The organism is uncultured Shewanella sp. (assembly GCF_947501225.1).
GTDB lineage: Bacteria > Pseudomonadota > Gammaproteobacteria > Enterobacterales > Shewanellaceae > Shewanella.
In genome coordinates this window covers 312942-333984 of record NZ_CANMUW010000005.1, presented here as the reverse complement: position 1 = coordinate 333984, position 21043 = coordinate 312942, and the positions used below count along the sequence as shown (strand labels likewise).

General features: G+C 46.9%; 19 protein-coding genes. 10 read left to right on the top strand and 9 right to left on the bottom strand.

Translation table 11 applies throughout. The annotated features are described in order from the left end of the window. Nucleotides 1-193 precede the first annotated feature (193 nt). Nucleotides 194-775: a superoxide dismutase [Fe] gene (gene sodB / locus Q1B47_RS10305; RefSeq protein WP_299792736.1), complete on the bottom strand. Its 582-nt coding sequence runs from the start codon at nt 773-775 to the stop codon at nt 194-196. A 352-nt stretch (nt 776-1127) separates the two neighbouring features. Between sodB and grxD the strand changes: the two genes are divergently transcribed. Next, nucleotides 1128-1475 (top strand): Grx4 family monothiol glutaredoxin, encoded by a 348-nt coding sequence (gene grxD, locus Q1B47_RS10300; RefSeq protein WP_299792733.1) that lies wholly within the window; start codon nt 1128-1130, stop codon nt 1473-1475. 123 nt (nt 1476-1598) lie between these two features. Here the strand turns inward: grxD and Q1B47_RS10295 are convergent, their stop codons facing one another. After that, a complete protein-coding gene (locus tag Q1B47_RS10295) occupies nt 1599-2825 on the bottom strand; it encodes a uracil-xanthine permease family protein (protein ID WP_299792730.1) in 1227 nt (408 codons plus the stop codon). A 231-nt stretch (nt 2826-3056) separates the two neighbouring features. Here Q1B47_RS10295 and Q1B47_RS10290 point away from each other — a divergent pair, with 231 nt between their 5' ends. Both Q1B47_RS10290 and hda read left to right on the top strand, forming a co-directional pair. Further along, nucleotides 3057-4121, top strand: coding sequence for a DUF2066 domain-containing protein (locus Q1B47_RS10290; protein ID WP_299792727.1), 1065 nt, complete (start codon nt 3057-3059; stop codon nt 4119-4121). A gap of 74 nt (nt 4122-4195) precedes the next feature. Further along, a complete protein-coding gene (gene hda, locus Q1B47_RS10285; protein ID WP_299792724.1) occupies nt 4196-4906 on the top strand; it encodes a DnaA inactivator Hda in 711 nt (236 codons plus the stop codon). A gap of 130 nt (nt 4907-5036) precedes the next feature. Here hda and Q1B47_RS10280 read toward each other — a convergent pair whose 3' ends face one another. The 4 genes from Q1B47_RS10280 to Q1B47_RS10265 all read right to left on the bottom strand — a co-directional run bounded on the left by Q1B47_RS10280 (nt 5037) and on the right by Q1B47_RS10265 (nt 9591). Beyond that, entirely contained in the window at nt 5037-6971 is a 1935-nt protein-coding gene (locus Q1B47_RS10280; protein ID WP_299792721.1) for a hypothetical protein, read from the bottom strand. A gap of 196 nt (nt 6972-7167) precedes the next feature. After that, nucleotides 7168-7539 carry a DUF2069 domain-containing protein gene (locus tag Q1B47_RS10275; protein WP_299792718.1) on the bottom strand — a complete coding sequence of 124 codons (372 nt, stop codon included), beginning with the start codon at nt 7537-7539 and terminating at the stop codon, nt 7168-7170. A 14-nt stretch (nt 7540-7553) separates the two neighbouring features. Next, a complete protein-coding gene (gene arsC, locus Q1B47_RS10270) occupies nt 7554-7904 on the bottom strand; it encodes an arsenate reductase (glutaredoxin) (protein ID WP_299792715.1) in 351 nt (116 codons plus the stop codon). 268 nt (nt 7905-8172) lie between these two features. Continuing rightward, a complete protein-coding gene (locus Q1B47_RS10265) occupies nt 8173-9591 on the bottom strand; it encodes a M48 family metalloprotease (protein WP_299792712.1) in 1419 nt (472 codons plus the stop codon). 370 nt (nt 9592-9961) lie between these two features. Between Q1B47_RS10265 and Q1B47_RS10260 the strand changes: the two genes are divergently transcribed. Continuing rightward, entirely contained in the window at nt 9962-10183 is a 222-nt protein-coding gene (locus Q1B47_RS10260) for a sulfurtransferase TusA family protein (protein ID WP_299792709.1), read from the top strand. A gap of 31 nt (nt 10184-10214) precedes the next feature. Next, complete coding sequence (locus Q1B47_RS10255) at nt 10215-11300, top strand: AI-2E family transporter (protein WP_299792706.1); 1086 nt, start codon at nt 10215-10217, stop codon at nt 11298-11300. An 81-nt stretch (nt 11301-11381) separates the two neighbouring features. Here Q1B47_RS10255 and Q1B47_RS10250 read toward each other — a convergent pair whose 3' ends face one another. Next, nucleotides 11382-12269 (bottom strand): LysR family transcriptional regulator ArgP, encoded by an 888-nt coding sequence (locus Q1B47_RS10250; RefSeq protein ID WP_299792703.1) that lies wholly within the window; start codon nt 12267-12269, stop codon nt 11382-11384. Between the two features lie 131 nt (nt 12270-12400). Here Q1B47_RS10250 and Q1B47_RS10245 point away from each other — a divergent pair, with 131 nt between their 5' ends. Then, nucleotides 12401-13012 (top strand): LysE/ArgO family amino acid transporter, encoded by a 612-nt coding sequence (locus tag Q1B47_RS10245; protein ID WP_299792700.1) that lies wholly within the window; start codon nt 12401-12403, stop codon nt 13010-13012. 69 nt (nt 13013-13081) lie between these two features. Here Q1B47_RS10245 and bcp read toward each other — a convergent pair whose 3' ends face one another. Next, nucleotides 13082-13552: a thioredoxin-dependent thiol peroxidase gene (gene bcp / locus Q1B47_RS10240; RefSeq protein WP_299792697.1), complete on the bottom strand. Its 471-nt coding sequence runs from the start codon at nt 13550-13552 to the stop codon at nt 13082-13084. Nucleotides 13553-13574: 22 nt separating this feature from the next. Beyond that, nucleotides 13575-14114 (bottom strand): ACT domain-containing protein, encoded by a 540-nt coding sequence (locus tag Q1B47_RS10235; protein WP_299792695.1) that lies wholly within the window; start codon nt 14112-14114, stop codon nt 13575-13577. Between the two features lie 299 nt (nt 14115-14413). On the opposite strand from Q1B47_RS10235, the gene dapA reads away from it, so the two are divergent. The 4 genes from dapA to Q1B47_RS10215 all read left to right on the top strand — a co-directional run bounded on the left by dapA (nt 14414) and on the right by Q1B47_RS10215 (nt 21005). Further along, nucleotides 14414-15298 (top strand): 4-hydroxy-tetrahydrodipicolinate synthase, encoded by an 885-nt coding sequence (dapA, locus tag Q1B47_RS10230; protein WP_299792692.1) that lies wholly within the window; start codon nt 14414-14416, stop codon nt 15296-15298. Nucleotides 15299-15301: 3 nt separating this feature from the next. Next, nucleotides 15302-16423: an outer membrane protein assembly factor BamC gene (bamC, locus tag Q1B47_RS10225; protein ID WP_299792689.1), complete on the top strand. Its 1122-nt coding sequence runs from the start codon at nt 15302-15304 to the stop codon at nt 16421-16423. Between the two features lie 401 nt (nt 16424-16824). After that, nucleotides 16825-17910 carry an efflux RND transporter periplasmic adaptor subunit gene (locus Q1B47_RS10220; protein ID WP_299792686.1) on the top strand — a complete coding sequence of 362 codons (1086 nt, stop codon included), beginning with the start codon at nt 16825-16827 and terminating at the stop codon, nt 17908-17910. Next, the gene (locus Q1B47_RS10215) at nt 17907-21005 is read left to right on the top strand and encodes an efflux RND transporter permease subunit (protein WP_299792683.1); all 3099 of its coding nucleotides are present in this window, start codon (nt 17907-17909) and stop codon (nt 21003-21005) included. Before Q1B47_RS10220 ends, Q1B47_RS10215 begins: the two co-directional genes overlap by 4 nt. Nucleotides 21006-21043 lie beyond the last annotated feature (38 nt).

The following is a 21043-nucleotide window of genomic DNA, read 5'->3' as shown; positions in this document are numbered from 1 at the left end:
CTAGTATTAATCTTAGACCTAATAACTGAATTTAGTATTAAAAAAGTTGTATAAAAACAATGGGAAACAATTGCAAATGCAACAGTTGCAAATGTGGGGGGAGTTAAATTATACCGTTGTAATACCAAATAGGTACAAAAAAGGAGCCGTCCAGGCTCCTTAGATTATGGGGGAAATATGTAGCTAATCGGGACTAGCTGAAGTTCTGATTAACGAAGTCCCAGTTGACTAACTCCCAGTAGTGAGCAAGGTAGTCGGGGCGAACATTACGGTAATCGATATAGTAGGCATGCTCCCATACATCGACAGTCATAATTGGGGTTACGTCTTTGTCTGTCAGTGGTGTTTCGGCGTTACTGGTGTTGACAATTGCCACCGAACCATCGGCTTTTTTAACAAGCCAGGTCCAGGCACTACCAAAGTTATTGACTGCAGCGTCGGTGAACTTTGCCTTGAAGTCGTCAAATGAACCAAAGGCATCATCAATCGCTTTGGCCACGGCTCCAGTTGCTGCCCCGCCACCGTTAGGAGATAAGCAGTTCCAATAGAAGGTGTGATTCCAGATCTGAGCCGCATTGTTGAAAATGCCCCCGGTAGAGGATTGAATGATCTCTTCAAGGCTCTTCTGGGCAAGCTCTGTGCCTTCAACCAAACCATTAAGCTTTACAACGTAGGTGTTATGGTGTTTACCATAGTGGTATTCGATGGTTTCCTGAGAAATATGAGGTTCAAGTGCGTTTTTAGGATACGGTAATGCAGGTAATTCAAAAGCCATTGCGATTCTCCACTCATCAATAATTGTAATATATTGCTTCTAAAACTAATTCTATTTGAAAATGCCCTTAAGAGTATGATTAATTTTACGATTATAGCAATCTATAAAAGCGGTTAACTGTATAAATGCACCATTTTTATAGAAATTCAACTGCTTACCTTGCACTATTCTTCGATAAACCGCATCAGATATGGTGAGGGGCGACTGTTCATACTGCATCCGGTTTGTTACAAATTTGATTGGAAAAACCAGTAGCTAAAACCCTACTAAAAGTAGGTTTTTGTTATTGCTGCACCTGAAGTACAATAGGGTAAGTTTTTTAATCATTGTATGCGTAAGTTAGGAATTAAAAATGGAAACAAACGAAACCGTAGAGAAAATTAAGCAGCAGATCGCAGAGAATCCAATCATTGTTTACATGAAAGGTTCTCCTAAATTACCTAGCTGTGGCTTCTCCTCTCAGGTTGCTCAAATCATGATCAACTGTAATGCTCAATTTGCGTTTGTTGATATTTTACAGCATCCGGATATCCGCTCTGAGTTACCAAAATATGCTAACTGGCCAACATTTCCCCAGCTTTGGGTTGAAGGTGAGTTGATTGGTGGCTGCGATATTCTTACTGAGATGTATCAAAAAGGTGAGCTTCAAACCTTGATCAGCGAAACTGCTGCAAAATACCCGTCTGAAGAGCAAGCATAGTAGTTTAAACCAAGGGTTATGAATCCGGACGATACTGCCGGGTAGCAATTGATTTAAGCCGTAATGTAAAAAGCCTTTCTTACGAAAGGCTTTTTTGTTGGTGCATGAAGGAGGAGCTGCAGACTATGCCGTGACTTCCTCTTCAGGCTGAGGAAGCAGCAGATTCATCGTAATTGCGACAATACCGCAGAGGCTAATACCAGTCAGACTGAATGACCCGATGCCGAAAGCCATACCACCGATACCAAATACTAAGGTGACACCCACTATACACAGGTTTCTGGGTTCATTTAGGTCGACACCATTTTTAATCAGAGCATTCAATCCCACTGCCGCGATAGAGCCGAACAGGAGGCACATGATGCCGCCCATAACCGGGACCGGAATGGTCTGCATCATAGCGCCTAATTTGCCAACAAAGGCGAGTAAAATGGCTGTTACGGCCGTCCATGTCATAACAACAGGGTTGAAGTTTTTGGTGAGCGTAACGGCTCCTGTGACTTCAGAGTAAGTGGTATTTGGCGGTCCACCAAGTGCTGAGGCCGCTATGGTTGCCACCCCGTCACCGGCTATGGTGCGGTGCAGTCCGGGTTTCTTCAAAAAGTCTTTACCCGTCACATTTGAGATAGCCAGAATATCACCGATATGCTCTACCGCAGGCGCAATTGCAACCGGGATCATAAACGCGATGGCATGCCAGTTAAATTCCGGTGCAACAAAGTTAGGGATTGCGATCCAACTTGCATCTGCAACCGGACTAAAATCTATGATGCCGAAGCTTAAGCTGAGGCCGTAACCAACAAATATACCTGCGAGAATAGGCATTAATTTCACTAAACCTTTAGCAAAAATGGCAACAGCTACAGTTGTCAGCAGAGCCGACAGAGAGATAATCAGTGCTGTGCTCTGTTCAACCAGTACCAGGCTGCCATCGCCACTCTTACCTAGTGCCATGTTCACTGCAACAGGTGCCAGTCCTAATCCGATAACGATAATCACAGGCCCAACCACGACAGGGGGCAGCAGCCTCTTGATAAAGTTATCCCCTCTGAACTTGATTAAACTGGCAAGGACGACATAGACACATCCTGCAGCCATAAGGCCGCCCATGGTGGATGGGATCCCCCAGGTTTGCACGCCGTACATGATGGGCGCGATAAAGGCGAACGATGAGGCAAGGAAGATGGGAATTTGCCGTTTAGTGATTAACTGGAATAGCAGGGTACCAATACCAGCGGTGAATAATGCCACATTAGTGTCAAGGCCTGTCAGCAGAGGCATGAGTACTAATGCACCAAAAGCAACAAACAACATTTGAGCCCCCTGAAGGGCAAGTGCAATATTTTTCATTATTATTCTCTTGTAGGTAAACCTGTCAATAATAACAGGTTTATGACTGTCAGGTTGAGGTCGCTGTCACTGTTTGTCGATCATCTTTTCGGTTTTTACTATTTTATTGTCTCGAACAAGCGAATTCAGATGCCAGATTACTTGTGGTACAATTTATTTAATTCGTTTTCTTTAGAACAGTCGAACATGCTGAAAACCTTATTAAACTTTTCTCTTTTTTTAGTCAGCTGCTTGTTAATACAGACAAACATCGCCGATGCCGCTGAAGTGTCTAAACTCGATGAGAGTTTAGTTCCTGTGAACTCCCGCTCGGTCGCCGAGCGAAATAAAGCCATCTCTGCTGGACTCAAGAGTGTTATTTTAAAGAATTCCGGTTCTCAATCTGCACTGGCTCATCCGAGTATTCAGGCGGTGGTAAAGCAACCAACCACCCTGATTAGTCAGTATGGTTATCAGGAGCTGGACGGCGAACTTTTTCTCCAGGTGAGTTTCGATCATAAGCGGATTATTCGACTGTTAAGAGAGGCGCAGTTGCCGGTTTGGGGTAAGCAAAGACCCCTGACTTTAGCCTGGATAGTAGAAGACAGTGCGGGTGAGAGAAGAATTATCAATGATGAGTCTCTACTCGATAGCAGAGCGTTATTTGATGTTGAATCCGAAGCTAAAGGTGTGCCGCTTCTATTTCCCTTGATGGATCTTGATGACAATATGAAAGTGTCAGCAAATGATGTAAGGGGAATGTTCGCAGATCAGGTCGCTGCCGCTTCTCAACGTTATCGAGCAGATTATTTTGTTATGGCTTCCATCGATACCAGAGTAAGCCCTTTGAAGTATAGCCTGGCTTTGTACCCGGTTGGCAGTGGTGAACCCATGCACACTTCTCTGGTGAGTAAGCAGGAGCTTTCTGCTGACATCAATACGGCAGTGAATGATATCATCACTACTATCAGTGAGTATTATGTGGGGCGATATGCCATCGCCGATACAGGCGAAGATATCGATAGCTATGTCACTTTTGTCGATATTACCGAGATGAAACAGCTGGTCGATATCGAGAAATACCTATCTCAGTTAAGCGCCGTAAAGGCGGTACAGCTGAGGCAACTCAAGGGAACGAATGCTCAGTATAAGCTGGAGTTGTTTGGTACAGAGGAAGATCTTCATCGCTTGATGGATCTGGAGCCCAGAGTTCATGCTCAGGAGCCACAGATAACAGATCCGTTTGTCAACGGTAACGGAGTTGCCACCATGATGCCGTCACAAGGCTCAGGGCGCGAGTACCGCTGGCAAGGATAGTTAATTTAAATTCATGGATACTCATGTTAAAATGATTATCTAAGTGACATCGAGTGAAATAGAGAAGTATCTGATTGAAATCTAACTCACCTTTACAACTTTCATTACCGGTTCACCTGCCCGATGATGAAACATTTAACAGTTATTATCCGGCGGCTGGCAATGATGAGCTGATTCAGAGTCTGCAAGCCTGCGCCGAAGGCCGTGCCAAGCGAAGTGTATTTCTGTGGGGACCTGAAAAATCCGGAAGAACGCACCTGATGCACGCAGCCTGTGCTCATGCAAACGATCTTGAGCGCAGCAGCTTCTATCTCCCTTTAGGCATCCATGCCAGTATATCCCCCGTTCTTCTCGAAGGGCTGGAGCAACTCGATCTGATCTGCATCGACGATGTCGATGCTATTGCCGGCCACCCTCTGTGGGAAGAGGCCATCTTCGATCTCTACAATCGTGTCTTGGAACATAAGAGTTGCTCTTTGATAGTGAGTGCCAGTGTGTCCCCTACGGATTCCGGTTTTGCGCTACCCGATCTTGTATCACGGATGCAATGGGGGCTTAATTATCAGTTGCAGCCGATGGCAGATGATGAAAAGTTAGCCGCACTTCAACGCAGGGCTGCGATGCGTGGACTACAGCTGCCTGAAGATGTGGGCCGCTTCCTGCTGAACCGTCTGGCAAGAGACTTAAGAACTCTGTTTGATGTGTTGGACAGGCTGGATAAAGATTCACTCGTACATCAGCGCAAGTTAACTATCCCTTTCGTTAAAGAGATGCTGAGACTGTAACTCGCAGCCTGTTTACCGGCAATGTTCGTCTTATGAGTCGGACAAAGAGAAGGGCGCGATACTGCCATTTCCAGAATCGCGCTTCCATCCTTTTGATATGTTATGTGTTACGTACCTGTCATTCCAGAGCTTAAGGTGTCATATCCATTGGAGCCTGAAGGCCTTGGCCCCTCTTATGTCTGTCACCACTGAATCTGAGTTCAGGCACCTTTGTCTCTAATCGGCCACGCTTGACTGAAGCTGCTGAACTCGGGGAGATCGTCAAATTTTCCAGCCAGCTGGATCCTTGTACCATAGGTATCGGTTCAGGGAGCTCCGATATCAGAGTTTTGGCATCAAGTTCGGGCAACATCTCGTTTAATACCAGTACGGCCCTATCTTGAATAGAGTCTTCTGCGATGCGCCCCCTTTGTCCCCAGTTTACAATGATATTCGCTGCAGTGGGGTTATCGGGCTTATCTGTGATGCCTACATCCCGTAGGATTCCATATCTGTGACTCATCATTGCCTCCTCGAGTAACATCGCCGTATCTTCGCGAATTGTGGAGTAGGCATAGTAGTCTGTGGCGCTATCGCCGGTGAAAAAGTGAGATATGTCTGCCGGTGAATAGGCTTTCTGCATGGCGGTAGCCGCTTTGCCGCGAAAACTCACATCTGCCAGCGACTTCAGCTCATCACTATATAGGGGGAATTGAAGCGATACCTTATCCGAGACCAGCTCTCCCGCCATCGTGCGTCTGTTATAGTGGTCGAGTAGGGTGCCGCCTTGAATGCTATCGTGTACCGAGCGTGGAAAGAAATCATTGGCGTGAGCAAGCTCATGGAAAAGTAGTGATGACAGCTCAGGAGACATCTCAGCCAGGCTACGGGCTGTGCGAACTTCTCTGGGGGTACTGTAGGAGACATATTGGTTATCTTTGACATAGCGCCATGGCATTATAAAGTTCAACTCATTCCCGAACATAGCTCGGTGATCGGGAGCCTCATTGATGACATCACGCTCTTCAGCCAGCAACCAAAGATCATTGGGATCCAGGTAGATGGCACCGGTCACGACCCAATAGAAGGAGGGACGGATATCATAACTGATGACAATTGCAGTTACCGATTGTAGCAGGAGCGAAAAATCACTCATGGGATCCATCTCGTTAAGGAAAGTTTCGAAATTTTCCCCCATCCATTGATGTGAGACCAGCAGCCTGTCTATGATCTTCTCTTTCTCTGAGTGATGATCGGTTTGTCCGATTAAAGGTAACTGTGCGATGCTGCATGGTGTTGTCAGCTGGTTTGAATAGATACAGGGCTGTAGCTGGTGGGCATATGGTGAGTCAGTACGGTATGCATGTGTTCTGGCTACAGGCTTGTCGAAGTACTGAGACTCGATTTCCTGTTCATGGGTGATAAGTGCGATGACTTCAGAGCTGCTGTTTGACCCTGCGATGTTAGCGGTTGCTCTGAGGATACTGATGGTATCCGAGCCGACGTCGGGTGCGATGAACCTTGGGCTTTCTATATTACTGATATCGAGGTTTATATCAGGGCCTGAAGCGATACACCAGTTAAGCTCCGGCGGGATCTGTTCATCGACTCTATCTACCCTGTAACTGACATCTCCGCCTTGAACAACCTGGTGATCCGATCGAACATTTAACCTGTTGTCTAGCCCGCCCGTTACCGTCACTTCGATGTTCTGCTCTGCAGCGAGTCCCTTGCCGTTAACCGTTACGGAGAAAGTGTAACTCCCCGTTTCTAGGGGGTCTATAGCAAGCACCGGGCTCGATACCGATTTTAATATCAGCTCCGGGCCCGATGTCTGCTGCCAGTTAAAGTGGAAACCGGCGCTATCCTGGTTGGCAATTCGGGCGATGATAGCTCCGGATTGCGCTATCTGATAACTCGATTCGACCAGGAACTCGATATCTGATTCAGTTGTGATGTTTGTGAGAGTCGACAACTGCTCACATCGGGGTATCGAAGGTAAAGATTCGTCACCTTTCTCCGAGCTTCCTCCACAGGCCACTAAAGATAGCGTACCGGCTAAGAGCAGGTATTTAAAAGAACTCATTGCAGGCTTTTCCATTTGATTATTATTGTATTACCTTCATCTGTAATAAGAAGGCATCAGGTGAGCTATTGGAAAATATAGCATGTGAAATTCACTACAGAAAGGAGAGGGGCAGTTGAGCCGAGTGGGAGAGTCTTGTCGTGTATGGATGAAAACAAGTGCAGCAGGGCACTTGTTTTCACAGATGAACCTTAGGTTACTTACTTCTTTTTTTAAGGCCAAGTCCCAATTCACGTCCCCTGATGCGGGCATAGAAGGGGAAGCCGACCAGTAATGCTCCCAGCAGGGCAACCTCAAACAGTGCAAACCACAGGTATTCGTAGGTTACATAGAGCAGCGTTAGTCCATGTAACATATAAAGACAGATGATGAAGCTGGCCCAGGCATAGGTATAGGGGTTGCCGGTTAAGATCCCCTTAAGCGGAAACAGCAGCGGGATGATCCACAATGACGTAAACGCCACAGAGTACTCTCCGTTGAGCCCTTTATTTATGAACCAAGCACTTAATAAGATGACCAGAGTCAGGTAACCCGTCCGGCATAGTTTAAACAGCGTGGTAGAGTTCATGAGTTGGCCTCAACTTATAGTATAGCGAGCACATTTTCAGGTGGTCTGCCTATGGCCGCCTTATCGTTGGCGAGGACAATAGGACGCTCGAGTAGTTTAGGTGTCTCGACTATCGCCTGGATAAGTTGCGCTTGAGTGAGGTCCTCATTGGCTAAGCCTTGTTCTTTATATTCAGTCTCTTTAGTACGCATCAATTCACGGACACTTATATTCAGTTTGACCAATAAGCCCTCAATTTCACTTCTGACTAAAGGCGACTTAAGATACTCAACGACTTGAATTTCACAGTCTTGTTCCTGTAACAGTGCAAGTGTCTGTCGGCTTTTTGAACAACGAGGGTTATGTATGATAGTTACTTGAGTCATGATATTTTTTCTTCATGTGAAATTTGTCGCTATCATACTTTAAAAGGTGAGCAATGTCACAAAAAAAGTCGTCGATTAGAGTCATGAAATTTTCAGTTTTATTGTTTCTTTCTAAGAAGTTATAGGCTCACTCTTTAAACTGGTGAGCCTGAAGAGTTAAAAACGGGGGGGTAGGCGGAAATAGATAAAATAGTCTGCAGCATGAGCCAACCTGGCAGGGATGTTCCCGAGCCTATGAGGGCATAGGCTCGCGATACACAGAGGGGGATTATTTTAACTCCTCTATGGCCCTGTTCGACAGTTTAAATTGACGTATACGAGCTTCAATTCTTGCCAGTTGCAGCGGGTTATCGGCAGAGAGTTTATAAGCAAAGTTTAACTGGTCTATTGCTCCCTTGTAATCGGCTGCAAGAGCCATAGACTCGGCATTGACAAAGTGCTCCATCGCCTTGTTTCCGGTTTTCTTGTATGCATCACGGAGTAAAAACAGCGGAAGCTGATTCTGCTTGTCCAGAAAGATCATCTCTTCCAGTAACGGAATCGCTTTATCAGGCTGCTCCGATTCGATATAAACGTTCGCCAGATTTGTGTTGATCACCTGTGACGTTGGCTTGAGATTTCGTTGCGTTTCAAGCATGGCGATGGCTTCATCGTTGGCTTTTCTCTGTACCAGGAGATCCGTTTTAGTATCGATATAAAACAAGTTGTTTTTATCGCCCTTCAACAGACCATCGATAATGGTTTCTGCTTCATCGAAACGCTCTACCCGAAAGAGGGCCAGTGCCTTACCATACAGCGCAGCCTCTTTAAATGTGTAGCTGCGTTTCTTAAGTTTCTTCTCAAAAAGCGATAAAGCCGCCTCTTCACTATAACTGGAGAAACGTACCTGAATACGTGCCTTAGCCAACTGGAAGTCGATATTATCAGGTACATATCTATGCGGGTATTGAGCGGCTCTGTTTCGGGCGTCGGTGATACGCGATTCCGGCAGAGGGTGGGTCAGCAACATCTGAGGGGGTTTAGAGGTAAATCGGTATCGGGTGGCCAACTTGGCAAAAAAATCCGCTGCGCCATTTGGATCGAAACCGGCGTCGACCAAGATCTGCATTCCGATCCTGTCAGCCTCTTTCTCATGCAGGCGTGTATAGTTAATCTTTGCCTGGGTTGCTAATGCCTGTGTCGTAGCCAAGGCTGCCATACCGGCCTGCGGGGCGGCGATAGTTAACAAGATTGCCCCTAACATACCAGCCATGGTCGCCGTTGAGCTTTTCTCCTGTGCTTCGAGTGAGCGAGCCAGATGGCGCTGCGTCACGTGGGTAATTTCATGACCCAGGACAGAAGCTATCTGACTTTCGTTATCGGCGTTAAGAAATAAGCCGGTATGCACACCAACATGGCCACCGAAGAAGGCAAAGGCGTTAATCTCATCGTTTCTCAGCAGGAAGAAATAGAAGGGGGTTTTTACACCCGTTGCATGCGCGACGAGTTTGTTGCCCAACTCTGTCAAATATTGACTCAACACAGGGTCGTTGAGTATGGGAGCCGAAGAACGGATCACGCGCATATAAGCGTCACCGTAAACGGTCTCTTTCTCGAGACTGAAGGTGTTCACTGCGGCGGTGCCAAGATCGGGCAGGTCATTGTTAGCAAGACTCAAAGGCGCAGTTGCACAAAAAATTAGTGACATTGCGCCGGCTAGGAGAGATTTTGGCGATGTAATTTTACTCAAACTGATCCTTAAATTAGGGCTATGTTGTCTTTAGTAGACAATCTGATAAATTACCTGCGGCAAATTGATTTTACCCGCACAGCTGGTCTTAATCCATATCTGTTTTAGAATGAGATATGGCCGGAAACAAATTAAAAACTCTGTTGACTTATCAAACATATCAACAACTAAACTATCATTGAAAGTCTGACCCAATTAACATTTGTTTATGAAACCGTTAAAAATACCGATCCTACTCATTCGTTACCTCATACAATCTTATGGCATTGCTTGTGGTTTATCGTTCAACTTAGGATAATGACTTAAGTTTATCCATAACATGATTATTATGGTTTCTATTGATTTAACGGCATTACGTTGCCCATTAGCTCTGGTAAAAGTAAAACTCGCATTAAAACAACTCGAAGATGGAGAGACGCTCTGTGTCTCCTTATCTGACATTGGCTCCAGACAGGATGTTCCCCGTTTTTTAAAAAAAGTTGGATATCGGTACTTCGAGTTATGTAATGATGAAAATGTGTTGAAAATAAAAATCGAAAATCTTCGTTAGAGTGACAGTGTTTTAATTTCAGGAATCTTGAATGTTAAATTTATTGACTACTTGGTATAAAGAGCGGTTCAGCGATCCTCAGGCAGTAACCTTAGTCTTGATCCTGCTGGGAATAGCCCTGGCAATCTACTTTGCCGGTGGGCTATTAGCTCCGCTATTGGTGGCACTCGTTTTAGCCTTCCTGCTGGAATGGCCCGTTGCACAGATGCTCAAATTGGGGATCAATCGTACGACGGCGGCTTCGGCCGTGTTGGTTCTGTTCATCGGAACTATGCTGTTGATCACCTTCGGTTTGGTTCCCAGCATCTGGAAGCAGGGCGTGGCATTGATAACTGACTTGCCAACTATGTTGGATAAAGGACTTCACACCGCACAGACTTACGTCAATAAGTACCCTCAATTTGTAAATCCTGATCAACTCGACAGCATGGTTAGCGAGTTGAAAAAGATGTTAGATACCCAACATCTGCTTGATATCGGTAAACAGATACTTGGCTACTCAGCTTCGTTACTCGTGTTGATGGTTTACGCCATCCTTGTTCCCTTGCTAGTTTTTTTCTTCTTAAAAGATAAAGATGAGCTGATTAAGGGCAGCAAAAGGTTCATTCCGACCAACAGAGAGCTGGCCCGTAAAGTATGGTATGAGATGCACCAGCAGATATTTAACTATATTCGTGGTAAGGTCATCGAGATCATCATCATAGGTGCTGTCAGCTATGTTTTCTTTGCCATCATGGATCTCAGATATGCAGCCCTGCTCGGTGTTCTGACCGGCTTTTCCGTTCTCATTCCCTATGTGGGGGCCACGTTGGTCACCCTTCCCATTGCATTAGTCGCTTTTTTCCAGTGGGGGATCAGTCCCGAGTTCGGTTATGTGATGTTAGGTTATGGCATTATCCAAGCGTTGGATGGAAACGTATTGGTACCTATTCTTTTCTCCGATGCGGTAGATCTGCATCCGGTATTTATTATTGCAGCCGTACTCATCTTCGGTGGTTTATGGGGGGTGTGGGGCGTGTTCTTTGCGATTCCTCTGGCTTCACTGGTAAAGGCGGTACTCAATGCCTGGCCGACGCCGAACTCCAATGGTAACGCCGATGAAGTGAAAACCGAATAGCAGCTGTGGCGATTTCAATAAATAAAGGGGCTATGCCCCTTTTTTATTGCCTGCCATGATGGGCGGAACTCAGCCGGTAGGCTAGCAAAGGGATTGCTTGGCCGTGACAGCCAGAGAGCGGTATACGATGGTGGTTTGTTTCGCCTTTATATTCCAATGTTGCCAATAGAGGGGAACCCGCTTCCTTTTTCCTGGGGTGACCTCCTTGAGTATCCCTTTTTCCAGCAGGGGCTCTGCTTGAAGGTGCCCGACCAGACCATAGCCCAGCCCCTGAATGATGGCATCGAGAAAACTCTCCGACGAGGGGATCTTATGTTCACGCCAGCTCCCCGGTGTCATGTTGAAATATCTTCCTAAGTATTTTTCATGCAGTTTATCTTTGGTTGAGAAAACGACGGCAGGCGCTTTTTCCAATGATGTTTGAGAGATAGTGACTGGGAAATATTCATCGATAAATTCAGGTGTCGCAACGCACAGATACTCCATCTCCCCTAAGTATTCGCTGCTACATCCGGCCAGGGGCTCCTTGGTTGTGGTCACACAGCCGACAGCCTCACCATTTTTCAGTAAGTTATGGGTATATGACTCATCATCGACAATCAACTCCAGTAGCCACTGATGGCGCTTGAACACCTCACACAGTGCCGGAAGAAACCAGGTGGCCAGGCTATCGGCATTCACCGCTATCTTTACAATGGTGGGAAGCTTAGGATCGTCAGCATCCATCTCGACACTCAGTTCACTCTCCAGTAGTTGAACCTGTGAATAGTGTCTGAGTAGTCTCTTGCCCATAGGCGTCGCTTCTACGGGCGTAGAGCGGATGACTAATGCCTGTCCCACACGCTCCTCAAGCTGCTTGATCCTCTGGGAAACGGCAGATTGACTGATACAGAGTACCTTGGCGGCTCGATCGAATCCCCCTTCAGATATGACAATCGAAAGGGCCCTCAAGTGCGCATAATCAAGCAAGATCTCTTCTCCGTAAAATGAATTTAGGTTATAAGAATTACTTATACACTATAAAAAATATTAGTTATATTTATTTTTTCTGTTTAGGTAAGCTTGCAATCAATTCACAGTCTTAAGTTGGAACAACACAGATGCAGGCATTTATTCAAGGTGTAGGAGTTGGCGGAAGCCTTATCATGGCGGTAGGCGCACAAAATGCGTTCGTACTTAAACAGGGACTAAAACGTTCGCACTCTTTGCCCATTGCCGGATTATGTTCGTTGATCGATGCGCTGATGATAACTGCTGGTGTTACAGGGCTTGGTCATCTGATACTGGCTTTTCCGCTGATTAAAGATATTGCCAGCATCGGTGGAGCGATCTTCCTGCTCGTCTATGGAGCAAGAGCATTAAAGTCATCCTTCAATGAACAGGCTATGACAGAGGGGGCGACCAAGGGAACCGAAACACTAAAGGCTGCAGTATTGACAACCCTGGGGATCAGTTTGCTCAATCCTCATCTGTACCTGGATACGGTAGTCCTGCTAGGTAGCATCAGTGCTCAGTTTGAAGGCAGCGATCGCCCGCTGTTTGGTGCGGGTGCCGTGCTGGCCTCTTTTATCTGGTTCTTTAGCTTAAGTTTTGGTGCGAGATACTTAAGCCCTTTATTTCAAAAGCCTAAGGCCTGGTGTTATCTGGATCGATTTATCTGCATGACGATGTGGACGATTGCAGCTGTTCTGCTCTGGCCATACCTGGGCTGATACCGCGACCGATATTAGTCAATCATATAAAAATGCCCGCAATCGCGGGCATTTTTATTGGCTTATGAACTATTCACCTTTCAGGTGGTTAAGCACCACATCATGGTGCTCTTTAGTCTTAAATTTGTTGAAGACATGGCTGACCTTACCGTCCTGGCCAATCAGGAAGCTGAGTCTGTGAATACCGTCATAGACCTTACCCATAAACTTCTTCTCTCCCCAGACCCCGAACGCATCGGCAATAGCATGGTCCTCATCGCTGAGCAGTGAGAAATTGAGTTCCTGTTTTTGAGAGAATCGACTCAGCTTAGCTACGGGATCCGGGCTAATACCTAAAACAGTAACATTCAGCTCGGTAAGTTCATCTTTACTGTCACGCAGACCGCAGGCTTGAACCGTACAACCTGGTGTAGAAGCCTTAGGGTAAAAATAGACCAGTACCGGTCCTTGTTTGAGGCTCTTCTCTAATGAGATCAGTTGGTCATCTTGATCCTTAAGTTCAAAGAGAGGGGCTTTGTCGCCTGTAGTTAACGTTTTCATCTGGAGTCCTGTCGGGTGCAGTTTATTGGGTAGTGATGCCTTGCATACGTTTGATGTGGCAGTTTAACGAGATCTCTTCGGCCAGTTCATTGATGCTGTTTTCCAGTTTTTCTAGATCAACCTTTTCCGGCACATTGATGGTGAGAAAAACATTTTGTGAAGGATCGCCCTGATCATCTTCATCGGCATGGGATCTAACCGCGGCCAGATCCAGAGAGCGGTCGGCGAGGAATTGAGTGATCTTTTTCATGGTGCCGCGTTGATTACTTCCGCTGAAGGTGACTTCGAGTCTGGAGATATAGTTTTGAGGTGTATGTTTAGATGTACGTTTCATTACCGTCATTAACTCGAGTTCGACACTGAGGCTTGGAAGGCTGGTTTCCACCTTAGTGATTGAAGCCCATGAACCGGATAGCATCATGATCAATGTGAATTCGTTGCCAAATAAGGCCATTCGACTATCGACAATATCGCAGTCACATTCACTTGCAAGTCTTGCAAATTTACTGACAATTCCAGGGCGATCGGCGCCCAGCGCAGTAATAACAAGATGGTTGGACATGAATTCTCCTTATCAATTCGAACGATTAAAAAAAACGCAATAAATAGCACCACGTTCAATAACTGCGCCTAATGCTATCATAAGTTACGCAAGATGAGATCCCCATCTTATACCTTGGCGTTGTCAAAGTGTTACGCTTTGAGGTCTGCATATTGAATCGGTTCGCGTATTAACATTCACTTAGCGTGTTGAGCTCTTTTGATGATGAAAAAGTCTTAACGCTAACGAAACGCTGAAATGCTTGTTTTTAGCGGTTAGCATCAGTACCATAGCGAATCCTGAATTCTTGGGGAAGTCACATGATAAACGGAAGCATCGTAGCCTTAATCACACCAATGAATAGTGATGGCTCAGTAGATTATAAAAGTCTTGAAAGTTTAGTTGAGTACCATATTGCTGAAGGTACAGATGCCATCGTTGCCGTAGGCACCACAGGTGAGTCTGCTACTCTACCCATTCCTGAACATATTGAAGTCGTCTCTCAAACCGTCAAGTTTGCCGCCGGTAGAATCCCGGTCATTGGCGGCAATGGCGGTAATGCAACAGCTGAGGCCATAGAGCTAACCAAGGCCCAGTCTGAACTAGGTGTCGCGGCTATGCTGGGCGTAACGCCCTACTATAATAAACCCAGCCCCAAAGGGATCATCGCACACTATAAAGCCGTTGCGGCGAGTACAGATATTCCTCAGATTCTCTATAACGTTCCGGGTCGTACAGCCGTAGATATGTTGCCTGAAACTGTGGCTGAACTGGCTCAGGTCCCGAATATCATAGGTGTAAAGGAAGCGACAGGGGATCTTTCCCGTGTTAAGCGTTTACGAGAGCTGTGCGGGGATGAATTTCTTCTATACAGCGGTGATGACGCCACCGCACGGGAGTTTCTGACTCTTGGCGGTAACGGTGTGATCTCTGTTGCCAATAATATCGTACCGAAACAGTTTAAAATGATGTGTGATGCGGCGTTGGCGGGTGATAACCAAGCGGCCATGGCTGCTGAAGATTCGATGAAAGGGCTTTTTAGTGCGCTCTTTTGCGAAGCTAATCCAATACCCGTTAAATGGGCCGCTCATCGAATGGGTCTGATAAGCCAGGGTGATATCCGTTTGCCTTTAACGGAACTTTCTACTGAGTTTCATGGTCTGTTGTTAGATGCAATGAAAAATGCCCGAATAGAGGTTAAATAATAGATGTTAAAGCAAGTGACTCCTTTAGTTCTCGTCGCAGCCGTTACGGCCTGTAGTTCCCCGGTGGAGCGCAGACAAGCGAACGGTGGGGATGAATATACCAATGTGAATGTTCAACCCGCTTTGATTATTCCCGAAGGGCTGAAAACTCCAAATTACAGTAAAGAGTTTGATATTCCTGAGTTAAACAGCAATGCCGATGCTGGTGTTGTGGGTTTACAGCTGGATATCAGACCACCACTGCAAGTGTTACCTATGGCCGAAGGCACTCATGTAGAGGAGAGTGGTGACAAGATCAAGATTGTGGTTGAATCTATCGATAATGATATTGATCTTAAACAGGAGCTTTATAGTGTTCTGAAGAACTACCTGAGCAGTCAATCGATTGCGGTCCTGAGTGAAGATTATGAGAAAGGTTTAATTGAAACTGACTGGATAGAGAACCAGGAAGTTATTGAATCAAGTTTTTGGGGGAGTGATGAGGTCTATGAGCTTCGTCAACGCTATCAGTTTGAAGTGAATGTCCGTCCCCACGGACGCAGCGGTAACATAGTGATCAACCTGCTTGACCATGAAGAGAGTTTTGACGGTCAGCAACAGGACATCAGCTTAAGTGGTGAAGACAAGCGCCGTTATACGATCGACATGCTAAACAACGCGGTCGCTTATATGAGTGTAAAACGAGCTCAGGCCATTAAGGCGAAGCGCCTGAGAGAGAGTCTTGGTATCGATGTTGATGTGGTTAAAGGTTCTGAGTCTGGTATCGAAGGAGAGCAGTATGAGCAGTCCTATTGGTTAGCCGAAGCACCGTTCCAGCGTACTTGGGATCGTCTCAGAATCGTATTGCCGGAGATGGGCTTCGAAATTGTTGATATGGATAGTAATAAAGGGCTTTATTACATCAATGTAAACGATGACTCTGGTTTCTGGAGCTCGCTATGGAGCGAGAAGAAACTGCCTGTTGAAGAGGGGTCATACCGTATCTTGTTAAAGAGCGATGAGAGTGACAAAACGACTCGCATCGATCTTCATGACTCTGAGGATAAGCCTCTCGATAACAAGATAGTAGAAGCGGTTTATGAAGGCTTCTCTGAACTGATGCAAGAGGATCGAAAGATCCGCTAGTCTGACAGTAAAGGATCACAATAGAAGGAGGCTTATGCCTCCTTTCTTCATACCTGCCGTGTTTACCCGGTTACTTTTTAATATTCCAATTGTAATGTTCAGGTTTTAAATTATCCCCTTGATACTCTAGAGCCTCATATGCGAGCTGCGGTACTTTACCTGCGGCGTAAAAATGTTGCCTTTATTAAAAGGCGTGGCTTCGATTTTTCACAGAGCATGTTACTGACTTACTCCCTTCCCATAGCAGTTACTCTTGCAGCTCCTTCACGATGAGGAGTATTTACGTAGCTTAATTTAAAGTGAAAGCTGTGCTTAATTGTAAGCAAAGGTAAAACAACTTGATGCTGTGTTATGCATCGGTAAACTGTTACGCATCAAAAAAGTAGTGCCTTGGAAAGTAAATGAAAAAAATAATAATAATGATAATTTTGGCGTCTGTGGCATGGTTCGCCTATCAGGAGTTTTCAGCTCCCCCTTCCGCAGGAAAGAGTAAGTCCAGACCTATTGCTAACGTTGTCGTCGCAAAAGCTGCAATGGAACCTGTCCGGGATGAAGTTGAGGCTCTGGGTACCAGCAAAGCCTATGAGTCGATAACGGTTACACCAAAAGTCACTGAGGTGGCGACGCAGATTAACTTCAACGACGGCGATAGCGTAGAGAAGGGACGTTTGCTGGTGCAGTTGCAAGATAGGGAGCAACTTGCCAGAGTCACTGTCGCTAAGGTGCGCGTGAGTGATCATCAGCGGGAACTGGAACGTATCCGCTCTCTGGTGACCAGTCAAACCATCGCCGAGCTGGAGAGGGACAGGCTTCTAACCCTTATCGATACCGCCAAGGCGGAGTTAGTTCAGGCGCAGTCGGCACTAAATGATCGTAAGATCATCGCACCTTTTAATGGTCGATTAGGCCTGCGCCAGATCAGTGTGGGCAGCCTGGTATCCCCGGGAACCATAATCACGACTTTAGATGATATCTCTATAATAAAATTGGATTTTTCAGTTCCTGAGCGTTTCTTACAGTCTCTGGCTATAGGCAAAAATGTTGAAGCGACGGCTGTCGCTTTTCCCGATGAACTCTTCAGTGGCCGGGTCGTCTCTATCGATAGCCGGGTAAACCCGACAACTCGTGCGGTGACAGTGCGCGCAGAGATCCCAAATACGGAACATCGGCTTCTCCCAGGTATGTTAATGAAGGTCAAGTTGATCAAGCAGAGCCGGGAGGCCTTGATATTACCTGAGTCGGCTATCATTCCGATACAGGGCAGGCACTATGTCTATCTTGTTAATGAAGAAGATGTGGTGATTAAAAGAGAGGTGGCACTCGGATTGAGAAAGCGTGGCTGGGTTGAGGTGCTTAAAGGCGTTGAGCTGGGTGAGCAGGTGGTGATCCGTGGGATCCTCAAGGTAAGACCCGGTGATAAGGTCAAAGTCCAATTCAGTGAAAGGTTTAGTTTTCTTGAGGAAGCTAAAGAAGGGCCGACCGCATGATATTAACAGATCTGTCGGTAAAGCGGCCTGTTTTTGCCTCCGTCATCAGTATTCTTCTTATCGCCTTTGGACTCGTTTCATTCGATAAACTGCCTTTAAGAGAGTATCCCAATATCGATCCGCCCGTAGTATCGATTCAGACTAACTACCGCGGGGCAAGTGCATCTGTGGTCGAGAGTCGTATTACTCAACTGGTCGAGGACAGGATCAGTGGCGTGGAAGGCATACGCCATATTAATTCATCGAGTCGGGACGGCCGCTCTACTGTTACATTAGAGTTTGATGTCGGCAGAGATATTGAGGCTGCGGCTAATGATGTTCGCGATCGAGTCTCGGGACTACTGAATAATTTGCCGGAGGAAGCCGAGCCTCCCGAGGTGCGTAAAGCCAATGGCGGTGATGAGGTCATCATGTGGCTGAATCTGGTGTCGGATCAGATGACGACACTACAGTTGACCGACTATGCCCGACGTTATCTGACCGACCGCTTCTCCGTTCTCGATGGTGTGGCAAATATTCGCATCGGTGGGGGCAAGGTCTATGCGATGCGGGTCTGGATCGACAGGCAGGCGTTGGCGGCCCGCGGTCTGACCGTTGCCGATATCGAAAAGGTGCTACGCTCGGAAAACGTCGAACTTCCGGCGGGTTCTGTCGAGTCTAAAGAGCGGCATTTTACCGTTCGGGTTGAGCGAAGCTTTCGAACTGCCGAAGACTTTGCAAGTCTGGTACTTAAAGAGGGAGAGGATGGTTACCTTGTCAAGCTGGGTGATGTGGCAAACGTCGAGATAGGCTCGGAAGAGGAACGTATCACATTCCGCGGGAACCGCGAGGCGATGATCGGCCTTGGTATCTCAAAACAGTCGACCGCCAATACTCTGGATGTAGCCAGAGCGGCTAACGCACTGGTAGATAAGATCAACCCGACCCTGCCAGCGGGGATGGAGATTAAGCGATCCTACGACAGTTCGGTATTTATCGAGGCATCGGTGAAGGAGGTGTACCAAACCCTCTTTATCGCCATGTTGCTGGTTATCGTGGTTATCTACCTTTTCTTAGGCAGTGTCCGTGCCATGCTAATTCCGGCGTTAACTGTACCCGTCTCATTGATGGCAACCTTTATCGTGTTATTTGCATTGGGCTATACGATCAACCTGCTGACTCTTTTGGCTATGATCCTGGCGATCGGTATGGTGGTCGATGATGCGATTGTTGTACTGGAGAATATTCACAGGCGCATCGAGGAGGGCGATTCACCACTGAAAGCCGCCTATTTGGGGGCGAGGGAGGTGGCATTTGCCGTTGTTGCCACGACACTTGTACTAGTCGCGGTATTTATGCCGATCACCTTCCTTGAGGGCGATCTGGGTAAGCTCTTTAAAGAGTTTGCCGTTGCGATGAGTGCGGCAGTTATCTTCTCGAGTATCGTCGCGTTAACTCTGAGTCCTATGATGTGCTCTAAGCTGCTCAAGCCGGCTGGAGACGACCCCTGGCTCGTCAGGAAAGTTGATGCAGGGATGAACTACGTCTCGGCCCGGTACCAGGCATTTGTCATCAGGCTCATGCGTTACCCCTTGGTTGTGAGCTCCTTGGTGTTAATCGCTCTTGGTTTCAGTGCTTTTCTGGTCAAAGAGGTACCACAGGAGTTTGCGCCGCGGGAAGACAGAGGCTCAATGTTCCTAATCGTTAACGGGCCTCAGGGCGCGAGTTACGAATATATCGAGTCCTATATGGATGAGATAGAAAACAGGTTGATGCCGCTGGTGGAAGCCGGTGAAGTTAAGCGATTATTGATCCGCGCCCCCAGAAGTTTCGGCCGCAGTGCTGATTTTTCAAACGGTATGGCGATCATAGTACTTGAAGATTGGGCGCAGAGAAGGAGCGCGTTTGAGATAACCGGCGATATTCGTCGCCGCTTATCCGATCTTGCCGGTGTCAGAGCCTTTCCCGTGATGAGACAGGCGTTTGGTCGCGGAGTCGGTAAGCCGGTGCAGTTTGTATTGGGTGGACCAAGTTATGAAGAGATAGCGCGCTGGCGGGACATCATTTTAGAGAAGGCGAAAGGTAACCCTAAACTGGTGGGGCTGGATCATGATTATAAAGAGACTAAGCCACAGCTGAGGGTCATAATCGACAAAGACAGGGCTGCCGATCTGGGCGTCTCAATATCCCATATCGGTCGCACGCTGGAGTCAATGTTGGGCTCACGCCTGGTAACAACCTTCATGCGGGATGGTGAAGAGTATGATGTCATCATCGAGGGAAATCGTGATAACCAAAATACCGCTTCGGATCTGGAAAATATCTATGTACGTTCTGATCGGAATCAGGCCTTGATCCCGCTGTCGAACCTGATCAGTGTCGAAGAGTTTGCCGATGCGAGTCAGTTAAACCGTTATAACCGTATGCGCTCCATCACACTAGAGGCAAACCTTGCCGATGGTTATAGCTTAGGAGAGGCTTTGGATTACCTGAACGATTTATCGAGTACCTATCTGCCTGCCGAGGCTGTGATCAGCTATAAGGGGCAATCTCTCGATTACCAGGAGTCCGGCAGTTCTATGTACTTTGTCTTTATTCTTGCTCTGGGCATCGTATTTTTGGTATTAGCGGCTCAATTTGAGAGCTTTATCCATCCACTAGTGATCATGCTGACGGTACCATTGGCTACGCTTGGTGCCTTGGTTGGTCTATGGTTAACCGGACAGAGCCTGAACATCTATAGCCAGATCGGAATCATCATGTTGGTGGGGTTGGCCGCTAAGAATGGTATTCTGATCGTCGAGTTTGCCAACCAGCTCAGGGATAAAGGGATAGCGTTTGAAAAGGCTATTGTGCAGGCATCAGCCCAAAGGCTGCGTCCAATATTAATGACTGGTATAACAACGGCTGCCGGTTCACTGCCACTGGTTTTAGCTCAGGGAGCCGGCGCCGAAACCCGGTTTGTCATCGGTGTCGTTGTGTTATCAGGCATTGTGCTGGCGACAGCGTTTACCCTGCTCGTCATTCCCGTGGCTTATTCACTGTTTGCCCGTCATTCAAGCTCACCAGAGGCCGTTGCCCGTAAACTGGAGAGGGAGCTGGAGCAGCAGGGATAATCGGTTAAGCTATCTATTATATTGAGAAATATCGGTCT